Consider the following 19700-nt stretch of genomic DNA (forward strand, 5'->3'; position numbering starts at 1 on the left):
CTTTCTAAACCGGAGTAGATTCCGGTTGGCGCCAAAGGGGAGCTCTCTAATCCGAAAGGGCCAATCGCAAGCCGAGAAAGCTGAATGCTCCCGCGAAGCAGCGTTTGATCCAGTTCAGCACAACAGGGCGCTTGATGATGTAGTCCCGGGCGGCGGCTGCAAAGGCTCCGTAGCCGACAAACACGACGAACGTCATCAGCATGAAAATTCCGGCCAGATTAATCAGCTCCAACGTGACGTGGGTTGATTGAGCGGAGACAAACTGTGGCAGAAAGGCGAGAAAGAAGAGGGACAGTTTGGGATTCAGGACGTTTATCAGCATTGCGGAGAGTGCTGTTCTCGCAAAACTCCTCACTTCCTTTTCCTCTTTTACATCCATGGTCCCGCCGTCTCTGAGGATATTCCAGGCCATATAGAAGAGGTACAGGACCCCGAGATATTTGATGATCTGAAAGGCGACAGCGCTTGTGTGAAGCAGGGCGGCGAGGCCGACGATGCTGGCCAGCGCTGCGGGGATAATGCCGAATGTGCAGCCCAGGGCGGCTGCGACACTCGCCTTGAAGCCGCGGCTCAGCCCAATAGCCAGAGTGTAAAGAACGCCCGTGCCCGGCAACAGGACAACGACTAAAGAGGTCAACAGAAATTCGAGTGACATGGCATTAATCCAGGATACATCGCGTTAGGTTTCAGACTCATGTGGAACTATCAGGGGTGAGAATCGACCTCCTATTCCGGCCCCTTGTGATGAGCCCGGGAGTCAGCGGGAGCGTTATCCCGTGATGTCAGTCCGTAATCCCTGAGAACACCTGCCACACGCAGGCGGTAGTCCCTGAACACGCCATTCCGTCCTTCTGTCTGGGCCTGCCGGTGCTCGGCCAGCCTGCGCCACTCTGCAACGGCCTCCTCGTCGCGCCAGAAAGACAGGGAAAGGAGCCTTTTGCTGTCCGTAAGAGACTGGAACCGCTCGATTGAGATGAAACCGTCAATATCACTTAGCAACGGCCTCAGGTCTGCTGCGATGTCGAGATAATGGTCGCGCTGACCGTCTGCGGGTTCAAACTCGAAGATCACGGCAATCATCGGACGGCCTCGCGGGACTTCCTGTGAGGGTGGTCTGACATGATATCCTCCATCAGCATGCCTGTAGCTTGTAGCCTGTAGCGCTTCTGCGCTGTTGTTCAGGCTTTTTATACAGGATGCACAGGCTGGCACTCAAAAGTCGACCGAAAAGGGCAGGGGCGTATATCCACGCCGGGTTTTCTGACGCGCAAGAGCCTGCATCCGGGTCTCGGCCTCGGAGAAATGGTCGAAGAGTTCGGCTCTGCCGGACCCGTTACGGCCGATCCGGCCCCAGTAACGCAGAAGGCTGATGCCGCCGAACAGATTGGGCTGTAGCGCGAGCTGGTAATACCGGTGCATGTTCTGCTCCGGCGCTATGCGGTAAAGGGTAAGACAGACGTTAGGGGGCGGCTTTCTCATAGGCGCAATCTCGAGGATTACAGGCCGCAGGTCCAATGAGAGATTTGAATCGAACGCAGGGGATCGATTCATGGGCTTGATGGGTCTAAAATCCGATGATGAGGCTTGTCTTTGATCTATGTCCGATAATGGAAGATTATCGGACATAGAATTAACCATAACAGTACGGCGGTTTTGTTGGCTATAAACGTGATAAACGCCGTTTGTTTTAAGCGTCGTAACAGGATGCAGAACTGCAGCAGACCGCTTCTGACCGTCCCAGCCGACCGGGGTGGCTTGTCGAGCTGTCTTAACGCACCAGACTTTAACCTGAATTGCTAGCGGTGCTTTAAAGGTTTGTTATTGCGCGAGCTTTTGTCTGAAAAGTCTATCAACTTTTCAGAAGCACGCTGGAGGGTTGGGTGAAGCCGCCGCAAGTGCGGTCATCTTGCCGGGCCTGCTTGCAGGTGACCTAGCGCTGCACGTCAAACCCTGCCCAGGCGGCATCAAAAAAGGCCCGTTCCAGCGCGACTGCACGGGAGAACATGCTGGTAACCTCTGAGCGGGCGGTCTCATCAAGGCCGGTCCAGGCCGTGTCGAGCTGGCCTCGCAGATAGGCGACCACATCTGCGAACCCCGCACCGGAATGAAGCGTAATCCATTCGCCCAGCCAGAACGGCAGATCATCGGCACGATCCTCGAACGGAGTGGCCCAGTCGAGATAGACCCACTCCGCCACCACCAGAACGGCAAGCATCAGCTCGTAGCGACCGGAATTGCGCGCCTCGTCCATGAGGGATTGGAAGGCCCGGGTCTCAGCGACGGGTGTTGCGGAGCTTGGAACCTCCAAAGCGTCCATTGCGCGCAGGAAGTAGGTGTTTTCCGGCCCGCAAATGAGCCCGAGGAACCGGGCACCCGGTACGGCATCGGCAAGGCTTGGTGCGTGGGCGACTGCGGAAGCCAGAAGTCGTACGAAGCCCTCGATGAACTGGTAGTCCTGTTGCAGGTATCCGGCCATCTTTTCAGGCGCCAGTGATCCGTCCGCAAGCGCATTGGTAAAGGCATGGGTCGTGGCGGCGTGCCAGTCGTCCGAAGCTTGTGATTTCAGAGTGTCTGTAGCGCTCATTGTCTCTGCCTTTGCAAAAGGTTGGCCTGTGTCTGCACCGCGCGTCGAACCGGATTCGGGCCAGGGTGACCAGAGGGGCGGCCTCACCCAGGTTCTGAGCGTCCGGGTTTTGAGGCTGAGCCACGCAGTGCGGAAGTGGTGGATGAAGAAAAGATAAGTGTGTTCGAGGTCATTCAGGATAAGTGTGACGGGCAGGTTACCATCGCCCGGACCTGGCGCAAAGATGTGGTGTGTATAACTCGACCCCGGAATGTCCATCTCTCGTCTGAAAGGGGCCTGGAAGACCCATACAAAACAGCCAGCGCCCATAGGCGCTGGCTTTGATCAACCGGGGTGAGACGGATTACTCTCCCGCTGCAACGCCTGGATTGTTCGGGTGGGTTGTCCAGTTTGCGTACGGTCTGACAGGTTCGCCGGTTCGTTCATCGGTGGCTCCCATCGGCAGCTCCCGCATGGTGATGCAATTCTCCACCGGGCAGACATTGACGCAGAGATTACAGGCCACGCATTCATCATCCTTGACCGTGAACACCCGGTCCTCTGACATTGCGATGGCCTGGTGGGACGTGTCCTCGCAGGAGGCATAGCAGCGACCACACTTGATACAGAGGTCCTGATTGATTTCGGCCTTGGTCACGTAGTTCAGGTTCAGATCCTGCCAGTCCTTGGCTTTCGGGACAGCCTTGCCAACGATCTCATCAATCGATGCAATGCCCTTCTCATCCATGTACTGGCTAAGGCCTGAAATCATTTCCTGTACGATCTTGAAGCCATAGGTCATGGCTGCCGTGCATACCTGCACATTGCCCGCACCCAATGCCATGAATTCGACCGCGTCACGCCAGGTTGTCACGCCGCCAATGCCGCTGATGGGCAGTCTGGCGGTGTCCGGATTGCGCGCGATTTCCGCGACCATGTTCAGGGCTATTGGCTTGACCGCCGGTCCGCAATAGCCACCATGGGCACCCCATCCATCGATGGACGGCTCCGGTGAAAAGGTATCCAGGTTGACAGAGGTGATGGAGTTTATGGTGTTGATCAGTGAGACCGCATCCGCTCCGCCCTCAAGGGCCGCGCGCGCCGGATGGAGAATATTGGTGATGTTGGGCGTCAGCTTGACAATGCACGGCAGGTCGGAGTGCTTCTTGACCCATTCGGTAACCATCTGGATATATTCGGGCACCTGACCGACAGCGGAACCCATGCCACGTTCGGCCATCCCGTGTGGACAGCCGAAGTTCAGCTCTACGCCGTCGGCACCGGTATCCTCGATCCTGTTCAGGATGTCCCGCCACGGTCCCTCTTCGCAGGGCACCATGAGGCTGACAATCATGGCCCGATCGGGATAGTCTTTCTTGACGCGGGTGATTTCCTCGATGTTGACCTCAAGGGGGCGGTCGGTGATCAACTCAATATTGTTGAGCCCGAGCAAGCGCCGGTCTGCGCCAAAAATCGCCCCATAGCGGGGCCCGTTTACATTCACCACCGGAGGCCCGGCTTCGCCCAGGGTTTTCCAGACAACCCCGCCCCAGCCTGCTTCAAAGGCGCGGCGGACATTGTATTCCTTGTCTGTTGGGGGGGCAGATGCCAGCCAGAACGGGTTCGGGGATTTGATTCCAATGAAATTGCTTGTCAAATCGGCCATAGCTTATGCTCCTCCCATGAGGTGGTGATGGATATCCTCTGCCGCATCCCGTCCCTGGGCCACAGCGGTGACCGTCAGATCTTCACCACCTGAGGCGCAATCGCCACCCGCCCAGATGCCGGTGACAGAGCTGCGCCCGTTGTCGTCTGTCCTGATCTTTCCGCCTTCAAGCGCAATGCTGTCGGGCGCCCCGTCGAGGGTCTGGCCGATGGCACGCATGACCTGGTCGGCGGGCAGGGTGATCTCTTCATCAGATCCGGTCCGGGTAAAGGTGATGGACCCCTCAGAAACGGATTTGGGCGTTGCATTGAACAGGAGGTGGACACCCTTGGACGTTGCCAGATCCTGCTCATAGCGGGAGGCTGACATGTTCTCCTGGCCGCGGCGATAGGCGATTGTTACGGTTTCGGCCCCGAGCAGGCGGGCCTGAACCGCCGCATCGACAGCCGTCATGCCGCCGCCGATCACCACAACATCGCGACCAACCGCAATGTCTGTCTTGTCAGCGGACTGGCGCATGTCAGCGATCCAGTCCACCGCGTCAATGACTGAGGCATGGCGACCTTCCAGCGACAGGGCGTTGACCCCGGCAAGGCCGATGCTCAGGAAGATGGCATCATAGTCAGCCTGCAGGTCTGCCAGCGCAATGTCAGAGCCCAGCGCCTTGCCGGTTTCAATCGTAATGCCACCAATCGAAAGCAGCCAGTTTAGTTCGTCCTGTGCGAAATTGTTCGGTGCCTTGTAGGCTGCAATTCCAAACTCGTTCAGACCACCGGCCTTGTTGCGGCTGTCAAACACTGTGACAGCGTGCCCGTGCATCGCCAGCCTGTGTGCACAGGCCAGACCGGCGGGCCCGGCACCTGCGACGGCAATCCTCTTGCCGGTATCCGGAGCTCGGGTATAGGGATGCGGCTGAGACATGACGCTGTCGGTGGCGAACCGCTGCAAGAGGCCGATTTCCACCGGTTTCCCCTCGGCAGCCTCGCGCACACAGGCCTGTTCACAGAGCGTTTCCGTCGGGCATACACGCGCGCACATGCCACCGAGAATATTCTGATCGAAGATTGTCTTTGCCGCCGCATTTTCGGTGCCGGTTGCGATCTGGCGAATGAACAATGGAATATCGATCGATGTTGGGCAGGCCGTCATGCAGGGTGCATCATGGCAAAAATAACAGCGGTCTGCGGCGACGAATGCTTCGTGTGCAGTAAGCGGCGGGTGCAGATCAGAGAAATTCTCCTCTATGACCTCTGCTGCCTGCCTGCCTGCGGTCACTCCTGCAGCCGGGGAATGCTGAGACATTAATTCTTCCTCCCGTTGGAAAGCGGCCAGTTTAGAACAAATATAATTTTTATCAACTAGTAAAAAAATCTTCAGAATCTTATTATACCAGACCTTGAGCAACCGGTTTGATTGAGGCTGTGATCCATGTAAGGTCACTCCGTTGACCGGTGGTCGGCAAGACAAAGAGCGAAGCAAGAATGTCCGTGACTGAAACCCGAAAACTGAGCCGTATTCAAAAGGAACGACGCAAGGAAATCCTGGCCGCAGCTCTGGATGTCTTTTCCAGGGATGGTTTCCGGGGGGCTTCAATCAATACCATCGCAAAAGAGGCGGAGATGTCGACGCCCCGGCTTCTCTATCATTTCAGCGGCAAAGAGGAGCTCTATCACGAGCTGCTGAAGTCGGTTCTGCTGCTTTGGCTGGGCCCTCTGAACCAGATAGACGCTTCGGGTCAGCCGGTTGAGGAGATCCTCGACTACATTCGGCGCAAGCTCAGAATGTCACAACACCATCCGCGCGAAAGCCGGTTGTTTGCGTCTGCGGTTCTGCTGGGCGCGCAGCGTGCGCATGCGGAAGTCTTTGATTCGTTCCGGGTGATTTTTGATGACAAGATTTCCCTGCTGTCCCAATGGATGGATGACGGCAAGCTCGCCCGGCAAGACCCGCATCATCTGATTTACTCAATCTGGGCAACGACCCAGCATTATGCGGATTTCGAGGTGCAGATTGTAGAACTCTCGCCTGAAAAGATGGACAGCCTTTTCACCGATGCAGAGGCTTATCTTGTGCCGATGTACCGCAAGCTGCTGACACCGGACACATGAACCGCGAGAAGGCTGCAGGCCACGGTGCGATGCTTCTGTTTTCCGCGCTGGTGGCATTTTCTTTCACCTTCGGCAAACTGGTTGCCACGGATATCGAGCCCGCAGTGATCACGCTGTTCAGATTTGTGATTGCCGCGCTCACCATGACGGCGCTGGCCGTGTTCTGGCGAAACGATCTGTCCCGTCTCAAAAGGAATCTCTGGCGCTGGCTGCTCGTCGGCGGCTGCATGGCTGCCTATTTCATTCTGATGTTCGAGGCGCTACGCCTGACAACGTCGCTGGCCACATCTGCAGTCTTTACGCTGACGCCGTTGATGGCCGCTCTTTTCGGCTGGCTGTTTATGGCCATACCGGTCGGGCGGATGACACTGGTCGCATTGCTGACCGGTGCGGCTGGCGCACTTTGGGTGATCTTCCGCGGAGATCTGGATAAGGCTCTTGCTCTGGATATAGGGCAGGGGGAGGCGCTCTTTTTTCTGGGGGCGGTGGCTCATGCCGTTGTTCCGGCCCTGACCCGGCGGCTGTGTCCGGGCTCCACAGCCTATGAGGCTGCTTTCGGGACTGTGCTGGGCGCACTTGCGGTCACCATGGCTTACACTGTTCTCACGGCGCAGGCGGTCGACCCCGGTAGCCTGAGTGTGGCAGTGTGGTGGGTCGCGCTCTACCTTGGCATCGTCACCACTGCGGGCACATCCGTACTGTTGCAGATTGCCATCCCGCGCATCGCGCCGGGAAAGGTCATGGCCTATACCTATCTGGTGCCAAGCTGGGTTGTTCTGCACGAGCTTGTAATGGGGCAGGCTGCTTTCGGGCCGCTCTATATTGGCGTGCTGATCACCCTTGTCGCTCTGGGCCTGCTCCTGTTCACTGACAAGCTTGGCTAGAGTGGATGTTTTCTAGCGACAGGTAACGCCCCGGATCAGAATGTCCTTAACGCCCTGTTTTGTCTCGGCCCACTGCGCCTCGGTCAGCTCCTGATCGTTGTTCAGGGTCTGGATCTGGTGTGTGAAGTCGGCATAGTGCTGGGTTGTGGCCCAGATGGCGTAGAGAAGGCTGCGGGAATTGATGGGTCGAATACGCCCCTCGGCAATCCACCCGTCGATGATTTTAATCCGGTCTTCCGTCCAGGTGCGCAGTTCGCTTTCCAGATAATCCTGCACGATTGGCGCGCGCTGAATGATCTCATTGGCCCAGACCTTCGAGCCAAAAGGGCGCGTGCGGGCAAGCTCGAGCTTGGTATCAATGTAATCCGACAGCGCCTGTTCAGGATTGTTGTCAGGCTGGATAGCATCGGCGGCCTGCCGCCAGATGTTGAAGATGTTCTCGACCACCAGACGGTAGAGTTTGAGCTTGGTCTCGAAATAATAGACGATGTTTGATTTTGGCAGTTCGGCTTCGGTCGCAATACGGCTGAAGGATGCGCCTTCATATCCGTATTCTGCAAAAACACGTTCGGCGGCAGACAGAATCCGTTCTCGCGTTTCTTCCCGATGACGCGCCTGTACGCCTGTCGTCAACCGTCCCATGTGGTCATTACCTCAGTCTGTCTTCACTTTGCTTAAATAATGGAATTCAATGAACTTGAACAGACGTGGGCGGTAAAATGTTGCACGGTCGTGCAGAAAAAAGTTGACCGACTGTGCAAAGTTTTCCTAGCGTACCGTCAAACAAGGTTTGGGAGGACCTATGACTTTCGGAAAAAATTTGCGGATTGACCCGGACAGATTATGGGACAGCCTGATGGAGATGGCCCGGATAGGCCCGGGTGTTGCGGGAGGCAACAATCGCCAGACCCTGACGGACGAGGACGCTGAGGGCCGGGCGCTGTTTCAGTCCTGGTGTGAGGCAGCGGGCATGACCATGGGCGTTGATACTATGGGCAACATGTTTGCCACACGCCCGGGCGAAGATCCTGACGCGTTGCCGGTCTATATGGGCTCTCACCTGGATACCCAGCCCACCGGCGGCAAGTATGACGGGGTGCTCGGTGTTCTGGGTGGTCTGGAAGTGATCCGGACCCTCAACGACATGGGCGTTAAGACCAAACATCCGATTGTTGTTGCGAACTGGACCAATGAAGAGGGCACGCGGTTTGCTCCGCCAATGCTGGCCTCGGGGGTTTTCGCAGGCAAGCATACGCAGGACTGGGCCTATGACCGGGTCGATTCCGAAGGCATGCGGTTCGGGGATGAACTTCAGCGCATCGGCTGGGTGGGCGATGAGCCTGTTGGTGCCCGGAAGATGCATGCCATGTTTGAGCTGCATATCGAACAGGGCCCGATCCTCGAAGCGGAAAGCAAGGATATCGGTGTTGTCACCCATGGTCAGGGCTTGCGCTGGATTGAATGCACGGTCACCGGCAAGGAAAGCCATACGGGCTCGACCCCGATGCATATGCGCAGGAATGCCGGGCGCGGTCTGGCGCTTATCACTGAGCTGGTGCACGACATTGCAATGAAGAACCAGCCCAATGCCGTTGGGGCTATCGGTCATGTGGATGTTTATCCCAACAGTCGCAATATCATTCCGGGCAAGGTTGTGTTCACGGTCGATATGCGGACGCATCTGCTGGACAAGCTGAATGGCATGGTTGCCGAGTTCATGGAGCGTGCGCCGGAACTGTGTGCGGAGATCGGGACCGAGTTTTCCTGTGAGATTGTCGGCCAGTTCGATCCTCCCGCCTTTGATGAGACCTGTGTAACCGCCGTGCGCAATGCGGCGCGGGATCTGGGCTACAGCCATATGGACATCGTTTCGGGAGCCGGGCACGATGCCTGCTGGATTAATGATGTTGCGCCCACGGCCATGATCATGTGTCCCTGTGTGGACGGGCTCAGCCATAATGAGGCTGAAGACATCAGCAGGGAGTGGGCGCAGGCGGGCACGGATGTTCTGCTGCATGCGGTGCTGGAAACGGCTGAGGTCGTCCAACAGGATTAGGGGGAGTAGTCATGTCTACAGTGATAAAGAACGGCACCATCGTAACCCATGATCTGACATATGCGGCGGATGTGCTGATTGAAGACGGGACCATTGTTGAAATCGGACCGGGCCTGAAGGGTGACACGGAGCTGGACGCAACCGGCTGCTATGTGATGCCGGGCGGGATCGATCCGCACGTCCATCTCGAAATGCCCTTCATGGGGACTTATTCCAGCGATGACTTTGAAAGCGGCACGCGGGCAGCCCTGTCTGGCGGCACCACGATGGTGGTGGACTTCTGCCTGCCCAATCAGGGTGAAAGTCTGCTTGAAGCCATCAAACGGTGGGACAACAAATCAACCCGCGCCAATTGTGACTATTCCTTCCACATGGCTGTGACCTGGTGGGGCGAGCAGGTTTTCAATGACATGAAAACCGTTGTCGAGCAGCGCGGCATCAACACGTTCAAGCACTTCCTTGCTTATAAGGGCGCGCTGATGGTGAATGATGATGAACTGTTCTCAAGCTTCAAGCGTCTGGCGGAACTGGGCGCAACCGCGATGGTCCATGCCGAGAACGGAGACATTGTCGCGGAGATGACCGCCAAGCTTCTGGCGGAAGGCAATACAGGGCCTGAGGCGCACGCTTATTCACGGCCCAGCCAGGTTGAGGGGGAAGCGACCAACCGCGCCATCATGATTGCGGATATGGCGGGTGTGCCGCTTTATGTGGTGCACACCTCCTGTGAAGAAGCCCATGAGGCTATCCGACGGGCGCGCCAGAACGGCAAGCGTGTCTGGGGTGAGCCTTTGATCCAGCATCTTACGCTGGATGAAAGTGAATATTTCCACCATGACTGGGACCATGCGGCGCGGCGGGTCATGTCACCGCCATTCCGGAACAAAAAGCACCAGGACAGTCTCTGGGCTGGCTTGCAGGCGGGGTCTCTCAGTGTTGTCGCGACCGACCACTGTGCCTTCACCACGGAACAGAAGCGCTCTGGCATCGGCGATTTTTCCAAGATTCCAAATGGCACCGGCGGGCTCGAAGACCGTATGCCCATGCTCTGGACCCATGGCGTTGAGACCGGTCGTTTGACACCCAATGAATTTGTTGCCGTGACTTCGACCAACATTGCCAAGATCCTGAACTGCTATCCCCGGAAGGGCGCCATACTGGTTGGCGCGGATGCGGATCTGGTGGTCTGGGATCCCGAGAAGACCAAGACCATTACCGCAGGCACACAGCAATCTGCCATCGACTACAATGTCTTTGAAGGGCACAAGGTCAAGGGGCTGCCGCGCTTCACCCTGACACGGGGACATGTTGCCGTTCATGACGGCGAAGTCCGGACGCAGGAAGGGCATGGCAAGTTCGTGGAACGCCAGCCAAACGGAACAACCAACAAGGCGCTCTCAACCTGGAAGGCCCTGACATCGCCGCAACCGGTGGAACGGAGCGGTGTCCCCGATACGGGGGTCTGACCAGCCTGTCCATGATGAACCCGTAGGGCGGGGCGATTTTAAAGCTCGGCTTTGTTGAAGGTCTTCGAAAACCTGCCAGGTTTCCTTCAGATCTTCGCCACGCCGAACAGAAAATCTCCCCCGCAGTATGAATGAAATTAATGGGTCCTGACCCGAGCTTTGATGAGATAATGAACACTACAGTCATTGCCGCTAAAAACCTGTCATTGACCTTCCAGACCAACGATGGACCGGTCCATGCGCTCAGCGATGTGTCCCTGGACATAGAGCAAGGCGATTTCGTCAGCTTTATCGGCCCGTCCGGATGCGGGAAGACGACCTTTTTGCGTGTTATGGCTGACCTTGAGCAGCCCACGGACGGCTCGATTACGGTCAATGGTGTCTCGCCTCATGATGCGCGCCTGGCGCGGGCTTATGGCTATGTGTTTCAGGCGGCGGGCCTTTATCCCTGGCGCACGATTGGCGGCAATATCCGCCTGCCGCTGGAGATTATGGGCTACAGCAAGTCCGACCAGAAAGACCGGGTGCGTAAAACACTGGAAATGGTGGACCTGGCCGGGTTTGAGAACAAGTTCCCCTGGCAATTGTCCGGCGGCATGCAGCAACGGGCATCAATTGCCAGGGCGCTGGCTTTTGATGCCGATATCCTCTTGATGGATGAGCCGTTCGGCGCGCTTGATGAAATTGTTCGCGATCACCTGAATCAGAAACTGCTGGAGCTGTGGAGCAAGACCGGCAAGACCATCGGCTTTGTGACCCATTCGATTCCCGAGGCTGTGTTTCTGTCCACCAAGATTGTTGTGATGTCGCCGCGTCCCGGCCGTGTCACAGATGTCATTGAGAGCCCGCTGCCCCGGGAGCGCCCGCTGGATATCCGGGATACGCCCGAGTTTCTGGAAGTCTCACACCGTGTGCGAGAAGGACTGCGGGAAGGGCATTCCTATGACTGAGATCAGGCCTATGACTGAGATCAGGTGTGCACTCAGACAGCGGAGCAGGTGCCATGCGTAGTGTGATGCCTGTCTTGACGGTTCTCTTGATCCTGCTGGGCGTCTGGTGGGCCGCCGTTGCGCCCATGAATATCCGCCCTGCTCTGGACATCGCCGAGCGCAGCGGCAGTGTTGTCACCCCGGAAGGCTCGGTTGCCCGGCGCGATGTGTCTGTCTGGGTTCTGATGTTTCAGAATGCGTCCCATATGGCGGGCAGCTATGACCTGAAACGCCCGCGTCTGCCGACGCCTGCCCAAGTGGGGCAGGAGCTATGGAAAACGACGGGAGCGATGATCCTCAAAGGGCGGGCCTGGTCGAAACGGTCGCTGATCTACCACGCATGGATTACGTTGCAATCAACCCTCTGGGGATTTTTATTGGGCGCAAGCTTTGGCATTTTATGCGCCATAGCCATTGTCTACATCCGGGTCTTTGACCTTAGCGTGATGCCCTGGGCCATCATCAGCCAGACAATACCCATTGTTGCGCTCGCGCCGATGATCATCGTGGTGTCAAACCAGATCGGTATCGAAGGGCGCGGTGTGCCAAAGGCCATCATATCCGCCTATCTGTGTTATTTCCCGGTGCTTGTGAGCATGGTGAAGGGGCTGCGCTCTCCGTCATCCTCAGAGCTGGATCTGCTGAAAACCTATAATGCAAGCGGGCTGCAGAGCTTTCATATGCTGCGCCTGCCAGCCAGCGTGCCCTATCTGTTTACGGCGTTCAAAGTAGGCATTGCCGCCGCACTTGTTGGCACCATCGTTGGCGAATTGCCGACAGGGGCCATCAGCGGTCTGGGCGCGCGCATTCTGATTGGTGACCAGTTCGGCAATCCCATGGCCATCTGGGCTGCGCTGTTTGCCGCTGCGATCCTGGCGGGTGTTCTGGTCTCACTTGTTGATGCAACACAACGGCTGACGCTGCGAAAAATGGGGTTCCGATCATGATCTGGCTCGTGAGCGCTGTTCTGTTCTGGGTCGTCATGCTGGCGCTCAACACCTGGCTTGCCAATTCAAAATTGTCCGGCACACGGGCCGTCCGGATCTGTGTGCCTCTGATTTTTGGCATGACCCTGCTTGTGCTGTGGGAAGGTCTGGTACGCGGGCTTGAGATATCCCAGGTTATTCTGCCTGCGCCCAGTCTGATTGCGCAGACCTTTGCAACCTCAGTTGACACATTGTGGGTCGACTTCCATCAGACGGTTCTGAAGGGTGCCTTGCGCGGGTTCATTATCGGGGCGCTTGCAGCCTTTGCGACCGCTATTCTGATAGACCGCAGTGCATTCCTGACCCGGGGACTTCTGCCGATCGGGAATTTTGTCGCCGCGCTGCCCATTGTCGGAATAGCACCCATTCTGGTGAACTGGTTTGGTTTCGACTGGCATTCGAAGGCTGCGGTTGTGGTTGTGATGGTGTTCTTTCCCATCCTGGTCAACACGGTGCAGGGCCTGCGTGAAACCGATGCGATGCAGCGGGATCTGATGCGGACTTATGCAGCGGACTATTTCCAGACCCTGATCAAGCTTCGCCTTCCCGCAGCAATGCCGTTTGTTTTCAACGGCCTTAAAATTGCGACGACGCTTGCGCTTATTGGTGCCATTGTTGCGGAGTATTTTGGCTCGCCTACCCGGGGTATGGGGTTCCGGATTTCTACAGGCGTAGGCAGCCTGTCAATTGACCTGGTCTGGGCCGAGATCGCGGTTTCAGCACTGGTTGGATCCGTCTTCTATGGCGTGATCAGTATTTTCGAAAAGCGGGTTACCTTTTGGCACCCGTCACAAAGAAGCTGATATACAGCTCGATACATAACTGAAATGGAGGAAGGACAATGCGAAGCATCAAGACGACAGTGGGGGCCCTGGCACTGTCCCTGTTTGCAGGGACAGCCTCGGCGGCGGATGACGTAACGCTTCAGCTCAAATGGGTGACCCAGGCTCAGTTTGCCGGTTACTACGTGGCGCTGGAGAACGGGTTTTATAAAGACGAAGACCTGAACGTCACCATCAAGCCGGGCGGGCCGGATATCGCCCCGACCCAGGTGTTGGCGGGTGGAGGCGCCGACGTGACGGTTGAATGGATGCCGGCTGCCTTGTCAGCGCGCGAGAAGGGCCTGTCGATGGTGAACATCGCACAACCGTTCAAAAGCTCCGGCATGATGCTCACATGCCGCAAGGATGCAGGGGTGGCATCCACAGACGACTTTGCGGGCAAGACGCTCGGGGTCTGGTTCTTCGGAAACGAGTTCCCGTTCCTGAGCTGGATGTCCCAGCTGGGCCTCGGCACCGACGGTGGCGATAAGGGCGTGGAAGTTCTCAAACAAGGCTTCAACGTTGACCCGATCCTGAATGGTCAGGCGGCCTGTGTATCCACCATGACCTATAACGAATACTGGCAGGTCATCGATGCGGGGCTGACGCCTGATGATCTGGTGACCTTCAAGTATGAGGACCAGGGTGTTGCGACGCTGGAGGACGGTCTCTACGTTCTTGAGGAAAATCTGAAGGATGCCAAATTCTCAGACCGCATGGTCCGCTTTGTCCGTGCATCCATGAAGGGATGGAAATGGGCAGAGGAAAATCCCGAGAAGGCGGCTCTGATCGTTCTGGAATATGATGAGACCGGTGCGCAGACCGAAGCCCACCAGACCCGTATGATGGGCGAGATTGCCAAGCTGACCGCGGGCTCCAATGGTGCACTTGACCCGGCTGATTACGAACGGACAGTTTCGTCCCTGCTGGCGGGTGGCTCTGACCCGGTTATCAGCAAGAAGCCGACCGGTGCCTGGACCCACACCATTACAGACGCGGCCCTCAAGTAAGGGCGTCGTGTGACCGATCCCGGCGGCATGAGCTGCTGCCGGGATTTCTGCTCTCAGGACGATAAAAAAGGTAGAGTGCTATGGATATTGCTCCCAACAACATTGAATCCATTGTTGAAGCCGACCGTGCCCATGTCTGGCATCATCTGACGCAGCATAAGCCTTTTTTTGAGAGCGCTGATCCGCGCATCATGATTGAAGGCAAGGGTCTGCGTATCTGGGACGGCAACGGCCGTGAGCATCTGGATGCGGTGTCCGGAGGCGTCTGGACGGTCAATGTTGGTTATGGCCGTGAGCGGATCGCCAAAGCCATTTATGACCAGGTGTTGAAAATGCCCTTCTTTGGCGGTGTTGTCGGCACGATCCCGGGGGCACAATTCGCCGAGCAATTGCTTGAAAAGATGCCCGGTATGGACCGCATCTACTACTGTAATGCAGGCTCGGAGGCCAACGAGAAAGCCTTCAAGATGGTGCGCCAGATTGCCCACAAGCGATATGGCGGCAGGAAACACAAGATCCTCTACCGTGACCGCGACTATCACGGTACGACCATCGCCTGCCTGTCTGCAGGCGGGCAGAAGGAACGCAATGCGCAATACGGCCCCTTCACACCGGGCTTTGTGGAAGTGCCCCATTGCCTTGAATACCGGGCGCAGGTGGAGACCGAGAATTACGGCGAATGGGCTGCAGACCAGATCGAACAGGTTATCCTGCGGGAGGGGCCGGATACGGTTGGCGCTCTCTGTCTTGAACCGGTGACAGCAGGCGGCGGGGTGATTGCTCCGCCCGAGGGCTACTGGCCGCGGGTTCAGGAAATCTGCGACAAGTACAACATACTGCTTCACATTGATGAGGTAGTTTGCGGTGTGGGACGCACAGGCACCTGGTTCGGCTACCAGCATTACGGGGTCCGGCCCGATTTTGTGACGATGGCCAAGGGCGTTGCATCAGGTTATGCCGCCATTGCCTGTATGGTCACCACAGATGAGGTCTTTGACATGTTCAAGGACGATTCTGATGATCCGCTGAACTATTTCCGCGATATTTCCACCTTCGGAGGCTGTACGGCAGGCCCGGCGGCCGCGCTTGAGAACATGGCCATTATTGAGGAGGAAAACCTGCTCGATAACACCAACGCCATGGGAGCCCGGCTCATTGCAAACCTGCAGGAGCTGCAGAACCGCCATCGCGTGATTGGTGATGTGCGCGGCAAGGGGCTGTTCTGCGGTGCCGAGCTTGTTGCTGACCGTCAGACCAAGGAACCGCTTGCGGAAAAACAGGTTCAGGCTGTGGTTGCCCATTGCATGGGGCAGGGCGTGATCATTGGTGCGACGAACCGGTCGCTGCCAGGCATGAACAACACCTTGTGCTTCAGCCCGCCGCTTATTGCGTCTGAAAGCGATATCGATGAAATCACCACAGCCGTTGATAAGGCCCTGACAGCCGTCCTGGGATAACAGCCAGCTGTGCCGGGACAGCAGCGCTTCAAGGCGGAAGCGGGATTGCTCTATCACCGTGACGTGGCCTTGAAGCGCGCTGTCCGGGACCTTCTGCGATCCGGGCCGGTTTCTTGATTTTTGCATTTAGGTTTCATATATTAATTTTGTGAAACAGAAATGCAAAATGAAGAAAAGTTCAGTCGCAGAGACCATCGCGGTCTCAAGCGCGACGCAATCCATTGCGCATTTCAATCGGGTGGGTAACGCCCACCGATGCCCTTGTGCTGACCTTGCAATTGTTGGTCTGGTGCCAGGCCCGGTGCGTGCTCAGGAGTGGAAAACAAACAGATGAGCACGATGTTGAAAACGGTCCCGAGATTTCTCAACGAGCTGAATACCGAAGGTGGGCTCAAGGGAACAGATATTGCCAATATCACTGAGGTTTCCAAAGCGACGGTTTCCCGCTGGAAAGCCGGAGATATCAAGCCACAACCCCGCAATGAGCTCATTCTGTCCGATCTGCATTATGTTGTCGGTCGTTTGCGGGATTTCTACGAGTCTGACGAAATTAGAACCTGGCTCTACGCACGCCATCCCCAGTTAAGCGGAGAGCGAGCCATTGACCTGATTCATGAGGATCGAACGGTCGACGTCCTGAATGTCATCGACCGTCTCGAGAATGAGGTCTTCCTGTAAGATATGGTTCGCATCCGGAAGCGCCGTGACAACACCCTGATTGATGCAATTGAGGCAATCAGTCCGCTGCCGTTTTCAGGTTCGGTCTGGCGGGTCACCAGAGAAGGACGTGATCCGACCCAGTGTTCCAGATCCGGCGGTCGGTGGGATGATGGGACGTTTGATGTTCTCTACACGTCAGCTGAACGGCTCGGTGCGATCAGTGAAATGAAGTTCCACATCATGCGTGGGCAACCGGTGATACCGTCGCGGGTGGCTTACAAATTGTATGAGATTGATGTGGCGCTTGATAGAACGCTGCAGCTTCTTGATCTGGCTGCACTCAAGTCCATTGGCCTTGATATAACCCGATATGGCCAGCTCTCCTACGACGACAAGGGTGCCGAATACCCGCGGTCGCAGGACATAGCCGAGGTGGCCCATTTTCTGGATTATGACGGGCTTGTGGTGCCGTGTGCCCGATATGACTGTTCCAACGTTGTTGTGTTCTGTGATCGTGTCCTGCCTGAAACGCTGACCGTGACAGCAGACCATGGGCCTGTGAATTTGGCCCGTGAACTGACCCGCGAACTGAAATGAGGTTTGATCGGGACTTTCCGGTATGGTTGCCCTGATTGACGTTTCTGACTGGCGCCCCATGTGGCTTTGCAGGTAGCCCGGAGATTGTCCACAGGGACAGACCGGATGCCTGCAGAAATGATATTGCTCAATTTGAGGTGATAATCTGCTATGTTAGAGTGATCCGGCAGAGACTGGATACACTTGGGACGTGTTTGTTGCTGCGATGGACAATCTACATCGGCAGATATTGAAACAGTGAAGTGGAGGGGGAAAATGTCAAACAAACTCCTGGTGGGCTATGATGGGAGTGACGTTTCCAGACGTGCACTCGACCTTGCCCTGACGCAAGCAAAGCTGACGGGGGCGTCTCTGATGATCGCTCACGTTCTGGAATGGTCTCCATATTCCTTCCTGACACAGGAAGAGATCGAAGAACGGCATAAACGGCGGAATGACGAGCTCGAACGGGCCCATACAGTCGTTCTGAATCCTGTTCTGGATGCTGTCAAAGAGTCCGGGGTTGCCGTTGATGGAGTGGTCAAGTACGGGCAGATTGCTGATGTAATCTGCAAGCTCGCCGAAGAAGAAGGCGCCAGCCAGATTTATATTGGCCGGCATGGTCAGGGAAGTCTGTCCGTCCGTGTCTTCGGATCGGTTGCCGGCAAGCTCGCGCAGACAGCGCCTGTGGCCTGCACCATCGTTCCATAACACCATCAGCTGAAGCGAGTTGCTGAAAGTCTGCCCGATTTTCAGCGGGGCGTTCGCATAAAAACAAGGGTTTAAGGCACTGTTGGCGTTTCAGGGCCGGCGTTCTGGTCAAAGGCCCGGTGCTTTAAGAGGGGAGAGAAATCATGTTTCGGAGAATTTCGCTTGTCGCGCTTGCTCTGACAGTTCTCAGTCTGGCCGGTGTTCCGGCTTTTGCTCAATCACTGGATGAGCGTGTCAACGAGGTCTTTTCCAGCTCTACCGGCTGGTTTGTGAGCCTTATCTTCAGCCCGTTTCCCGGGACTTCCTTTCCGTGGATTGTGGGCTGGCTGGTTGTCGCCGCGACTGTGTTTACGCTCTATTTCGCGTTTATTCAGTTTCGCGCGTTCCGACATTCCATCTCACTGGTCAAGGGCGATTATTCAGACCCGAATGATGCCGGTGAAGTCAGCCATTTCCAGGCGCTGGCAACTGCTCTTTCAGGCACGGTCGGGCTTGGTAACATTGCCGGTGTCGCCGTCGCGGTGGGTATCGGCGGCCCCGGTGCCACCTTCTGGATGATCCTGGCCGGTCTTATGGGCATGGCATCCAAGTTCACCGAATGTACGCTCGGCGTGAAATACCGCAATGAATATGAAGACGGGACCGTATCCGGCGGACCGATGTATTACCTCTCAAAGGGGTTCCGGGAGAGGGGCCTTCCGGGCGGCGGTGTTCTGGCTGTGCTGTTCTCGATCTTCTGTATTCTCGGGGCGCTTGGTGGCGGGAACATGTTCCAGGCCAACCAGGCTCACCAGCAGATTGCCGGTATCGTTGGTGATTATCCGGGCTGGATTACCGGTCTGGTTTTCGCGGGCGTTGTTTTTGCAGTGATCGTTGGCGGTCTGAAATCCATTGCCCGCGTTACGGAAAAAGTCGTGCCATTCATGGGCGTTCTCTACGTGCTGACGGCTCTGGTTATCATCGCCATCAATTACGACAAGATCGGCTGGGCTTTCGGTCAGATCTTCGCTGGTGCCTTTACCGGCCTCGGTGTTGCCGGTGGCATGGTCGGTGCTCTGATTCAGGGCTTTAAACGCGCTGCATTCTCCAATGAGGCAGGTGTCGGTTCTGCGGCGATTGCGCACTCTGCGGTGCGGACGAAAGAGCCGATCACGGAAGGGTTCGTCTCGCTTCTCGAGCCGTTCATCGATACCGTCGTGATCTGCACCATGACCGCTCTGGTAATCATCATCACCCAGCAGCTCATCATTGACCCGGCAACAGGCAATTATGTGCTGAATGATGCAGGTTCCGCCATTGCCACGGTTGATGGCAATACAGGTGTCAGCCTCACATCGGCGGCCTTTGGCTCAGCGTTCGGGTTCTTCCCGTTCATTCTGGCGATTGCGGTGGTTCTGTTTGCCTTCTCGACAATGATCAGCTGGTCCTATTACGGCCTGAAGGCCTGGACATATCTGGTCGGCGAGGGGCACACGAAAGAGCTGGTGTTCAAAGTCATCTTCTGCATTTTCGTGGTCATCGGGGCCGCGGCCAATCTCGGCCCGGTCATTGACTTCTCAGATGCGGCGATCTTTGCCATGGCGGTCGTGAACGTCTTCGGTCTCTACTTCCTCATGCCGATCGTCAAGCGTGAGCTGGACAGTTACTGGAACCGTCTGAAGTCCGGTGAAATCAAGAAATTTGATTAGACCCCGCTCCAGAAAACAGTTTCCTTGAAACGGAATCGACCGGTGCCTCTGTGCACCGG

At 56.6% G+C, this 19700-nt stretch carries 20 protein-coding genes; 13 read left to right on the plus strand and 7 right to left on the minus strand.

What is annotated here, in order from left to right; genetic code table 11:
• Window positions 1–46: 46 nt before the first annotated feature.
• The 6 genes from RA157_RS16850 to RA157_RS16875 all read right to left on the minus strand — a co-directional run bounded on the left by RA157_RS16850 (window position 47) and on the right by RA157_RS16875 (window position 5531).
• Window positions 47–655: a LysE family translocator gene (locus tag RA157_RS16850; protein ID WP_350334276.1), complete on the minus strand. Its 609-nt coding sequence runs from the start codon at window positions 653–655 to the stop codon at window positions 47–49.
• A gap of 71 nt (window positions 656–726) precedes the next feature.
• Window positions 727–1080: an antibiotic biosynthesis monooxygenase family protein gene (locus tag RA157_RS16855; protein WP_350334277.1), complete on the minus strand. Its 354-nt coding sequence runs from the start codon at window positions 1078–1080 to the stop codon at window positions 727–729.
• A 132-nt stretch (window positions 1081–1212) separates the two neighbouring features.
• Window positions 1213–1638: a WGR domain-containing protein gene (locus RA157_RS17705; RefSeq protein WP_434058454.1), complete on the minus strand. Its 426-nt coding sequence runs from the start codon at window positions 1636–1638 to the stop codon at window positions 1213–1215.
• A gap of 292 nt (window positions 1639–1930) precedes the next feature.
• On the minus strand, window positions 1931–2584 hold the full coding sequence (locus tag RA157_RS16865; RefSeq protein ID WP_350334279.1) for a TenA family protein: 654 nt from the start codon (window positions 2582–2584) through the stop codon (window positions 1931–1933).
• Window positions 2585–2927: 343 nt separating this feature from the next.
• Window positions 2928–4229, minus strand: a complete 1302-nt coding sequence (gene preA, locus RA157_RS16870) for an NAD-dependent dihydropyrimidine dehydrogenase subunit PreA (RefSeq protein ID WP_350334280.1) — start codon at window positions 4227–4229, stop codon at window positions 2928–2930.
• Between the two features lie 3 nt (window positions 4230–4232).
• Window positions 4233–5531 (minus strand): NAD(P)-dependent oxidoreductase, encoded by a 1299-nt coding sequence (locus tag RA157_RS16875; RefSeq protein WP_350334281.1) that lies wholly within the window; start codon window positions 5529–5531, stop codon window positions 4233–4235.
• A gap of 179 nt (window positions 5532–5710) precedes the next feature.
• Between RA157_RS16875 and RA157_RS16880 the strand changes: the two genes are divergently transcribed.
• Window positions 5711–6337: a TetR family transcriptional regulator C-terminal domain-containing protein gene (locus RA157_RS16880; RefSeq protein ID WP_350334282.1), complete on the plus strand. Its 627-nt coding sequence runs from the start codon at window positions 5711–5713 to the stop codon at window positions 6335–6337.
• Window positions 6334–7221: a DMT family transporter gene (locus RA157_RS16885; RefSeq protein WP_350334283.1), complete on the plus strand. Its 888-nt coding sequence runs from the start codon at window positions 6334–6336 to the stop codon at window positions 7219–7221. The genes RA157_RS16880 and RA157_RS16885 overlap by 4 nt, the downstream gene beginning before the upstream one ends.
• Before the next feature lie 12 nt (window positions 7222–7233).
• Here RA157_RS16885 and RA157_RS16890 read toward each other — a convergent pair whose 3' ends face one another.
• A complete protein-coding gene (locus RA157_RS16890; RefSeq protein WP_350334284.1) occupies window positions 7234–7863 on the minus strand; it encodes a TetR family transcriptional regulator C-terminal domain-containing protein in 630 nt (209 codons plus the stop codon).
• Window positions 7864–8023: 160 nt separating this feature from the next.
• Here RA157_RS16890 and RA157_RS16895 point away from each other — a divergent pair, with 160 nt between their 5' ends.
• The 11 genes from RA157_RS16895 to RA157_RS16945 all read left to right on the plus strand — a co-directional run bounded on the left by RA157_RS16895 (window position 8024) and on the right by RA157_RS16945 (window position 19641).
• Entirely contained in the window at window positions 8024–9277 is a 1254-nt protein-coding gene (locus RA157_RS16895; protein ID WP_350334285.1) for a Zn-dependent hydrolase, read from the plus strand.
• Between the two features lie 11 nt (window positions 9278–9288).
• The gene (hydA, locus tag RA157_RS16900; RefSeq protein WP_350334286.1) at window positions 9289–10743 is read left to right on the plus strand and encodes a dihydropyrimidinase; all 1455 of its coding nucleotides are present in this window, start codon (window positions 9289–9291) and stop codon (window positions 10741–10743) included.
• Between the two features lie 170 nt (window positions 10744–10913).
• Entirely contained in the window at window positions 10914–11693 is a 780-nt protein-coding gene (locus tag RA157_RS16905; protein WP_350334287.1) for an ABC transporter ATP-binding protein, read from the plus strand.
• 53 nt (window positions 11694–11746) lie between these two features.
• On the plus strand, window positions 11747–12679 hold the full coding sequence (locus RA157_RS16910; RefSeq protein WP_350334288.1) for an ABC transporter permease: 933 nt from the start codon (window positions 11747–11749) through the stop codon (window positions 12677–12679).
• Window positions 12676–13521 (plus strand): ABC transporter permease, encoded by an 846-nt coding sequence (locus tag RA157_RS16915; RefSeq protein WP_434058455.1) that lies wholly within the window; start codon window positions 12676–12678, stop codon window positions 13519–13521. Before RA157_RS16910 ends, RA157_RS16915 begins: the two co-directional genes overlap by 4 nt.
• A gap of 38 nt (window positions 13522–13559) precedes the next feature.
• Window positions 13560–14549, plus strand: a complete 990-nt coding sequence (locus RA157_RS16920) for an ABC transporter substrate-binding protein (protein ID WP_350334289.1) — start codon at window positions 13560–13562, stop codon at window positions 14547–14549.
• A gap of 80 nt (window positions 14550–14629) precedes the next feature.
• Window positions 14630–16006, plus strand: a complete 1377-nt coding sequence (locus tag RA157_RS16925; protein ID WP_350334290.1) for an aminotransferase family protein — start codon at window positions 14630–14632, stop codon at window positions 16004–16006.
• A gap of 330 nt (window positions 16007–16336) precedes the next feature.
• Entirely contained in the window at window positions 16337–16684 is a 348-nt protein-coding gene (locus RA157_RS16930; protein WP_350334291.1) for an antitoxin Xre/MbcA/ParS toxin-binding domain-containing protein, read from the plus strand.
• Between the two features lie 3 nt (window positions 16685–16687).
• Window positions 16688–17263, plus strand: a complete 576-nt coding sequence (locus tag RA157_RS16935; RefSeq protein WP_350334292.1) for an RES family NAD+ phosphorylase — start codon at window positions 16688–16690, stop codon at window positions 17261–17263.
• Window positions 17264–17518: 255 nt separating this feature from the next.
• Window positions 17519–17953, plus strand: a complete 435-nt coding sequence (locus tag RA157_RS16940) for a universal stress protein (protein ID WP_350334293.1) — start codon at window positions 17519–17521, stop codon at window positions 17951–17953.
• A 143-nt stretch (window positions 17954–18096) separates the two neighbouring features.
• Window positions 18097–19641 (plus strand): alanine/glycine:cation symporter family protein, encoded by a 1545-nt coding sequence (locus RA157_RS16945; protein WP_350334294.1) that lies wholly within the window; start codon window positions 18097–18099, stop codon window positions 19639–19641.
• Window positions 19642–19700: the final 59 nt, after the last annotated feature.

Source organism: Coralliovum pocilloporae, from assembly GCF_030845175.1.
Lineage (GTDB): Bacteria > Pseudomonadota > Alphaproteobacteria > Rhizobiales > Cohaesibacteraceae > Coralliovum > Coralliovum pocilloporae.

Excerpts from the sequence above, each read along its gene's own strand:
- RA157_RS16850 (WP_350334276.1), bottom strand. The coding sequence starts at position 655 with ATGTCACTCGAATTTCTGTTGACCTCTTTAGTCGTTGTCCTGTTGCCG.
- RA157_RS16855 (WP_350334277.1), bottom strand. The coding sequence starts at position 1,080 with ATGATTGCCGTGATCTTCGAGTTTGAACCCGCAGACGGTCAGCGCGAC.
- RA157_RS17705 (WP_434058454.1), bottom strand. The coding sequence starts at position 1,638 with ATGGTTAATTCTATGTCCGATAATCTTCCATTATCGGACATAGATCAA.
- RA157_RS16865 (WP_350334279.1), bottom strand. The coding sequence starts at position 2,584 with ATGAGCGCTACAGACACTCTGAAATCACAAGCTTCGGACGACTGGCAC.
- preA (WP_350334280.1), bottom strand. The coding sequence starts at position 4,229 with ATGGCCGATTTGACAAGCAATTTCATTGGAATCAAATCCCCGAACCCG.
- RA157_RS16875 (WP_350334281.1), bottom strand. The coding sequence starts at position 5,531 with ATGTCTCAGCATTCCCCGGCTGCAGGAGTGACCGCAGGCAGGCAGGCA.
- RA157_RS16880 (WP_350334282.1), top strand. The coding sequence starts at position 5,711 with ATGTCCGTGACTGAAACCCGAAAACTGAGCCGTATTCAAAAGGAACGA.
- RA157_RS16885 (WP_350334283.1), top strand. The coding sequence starts at position 6,334 with ATGAACCGCGAGAAGGCTGCAGGCCACGGTGCGATGCTTCTGTTTTCC.
- RA157_RS16890 (WP_350334284.1), bottom strand. The coding sequence starts at position 7,863 with ATGGGACGGTTGACGACAGGCGTACAGGCGCGTCATCGGGAAGAAACG.
- RA157_RS16895 (WP_350334285.1), top strand. The coding sequence starts at position 8,024 with ATGACTTTCGGAAAAAATTTGCGGATTGACCCGGACAGATTATGGGAC.
- hydA (WP_350334286.1), top strand. The coding sequence starts at position 9,289 with ATGTCTACAGTGATAAAGAACGGCACCATCGTAACCCATGATCTGACA.
- RA157_RS16905 (WP_350334287.1), top strand. The coding sequence starts at position 10,914 with ATGAACACTACAGTCATTGCCGCTAAAAACCTGTCATTGACCTTCCAG.
- RA157_RS16910 (WP_350334288.1), top strand. The coding sequence starts at position 11,747 with ATGCGTAGTGTGATGCCTGTCTTGACGGTTCTCTTGATCCTGCTGGGC.
- RA157_RS16915 (WP_434058455.1), top strand. The coding sequence starts at position 12,676 with ATGATCTGGCTCGTGAGCGCTGTTCTGTTCTGGGTCGTCATGCTGGCG.
- RA157_RS16920 (WP_350334289.1), top strand. The coding sequence starts at position 13,560 with ATGCGAAGCATCAAGACGACAGTGGGGGCCCTGGCACTGTCCCTGTTT.
- RA157_RS16925 (WP_350334290.1), top strand. The coding sequence starts at position 14,630 with ATGGATATTGCTCCCAACAACATTGAATCCATTGTTGAAGCCGACCGT.
- RA157_RS16930 (WP_350334291.1), top strand. The coding sequence starts at position 16,337 with ATGAGCACGATGTTGAAAACGGTCCCGAGATTTCTCAACGAGCTGAAT.
- RA157_RS16935 (WP_350334292.1), top strand. The coding sequence starts at position 16,688 with ATGGTTCGCATCCGGAAGCGCCGTGACAACACCCTGATTGATGCAATT.
- RA157_RS16940 (WP_350334293.1), top strand. The coding sequence starts at position 17,519 with ATGTCAAACAAACTCCTGGTGGGCTATGATGGGAGTGACGTTTCCAGA.
- RA157_RS16945 (WP_350334294.1), top strand. The coding sequence starts at position 18,097 with ATGTTTCGGAGAATTTCGCTTGTCGCGCTTGCTCTGACAGTTCTCAGT.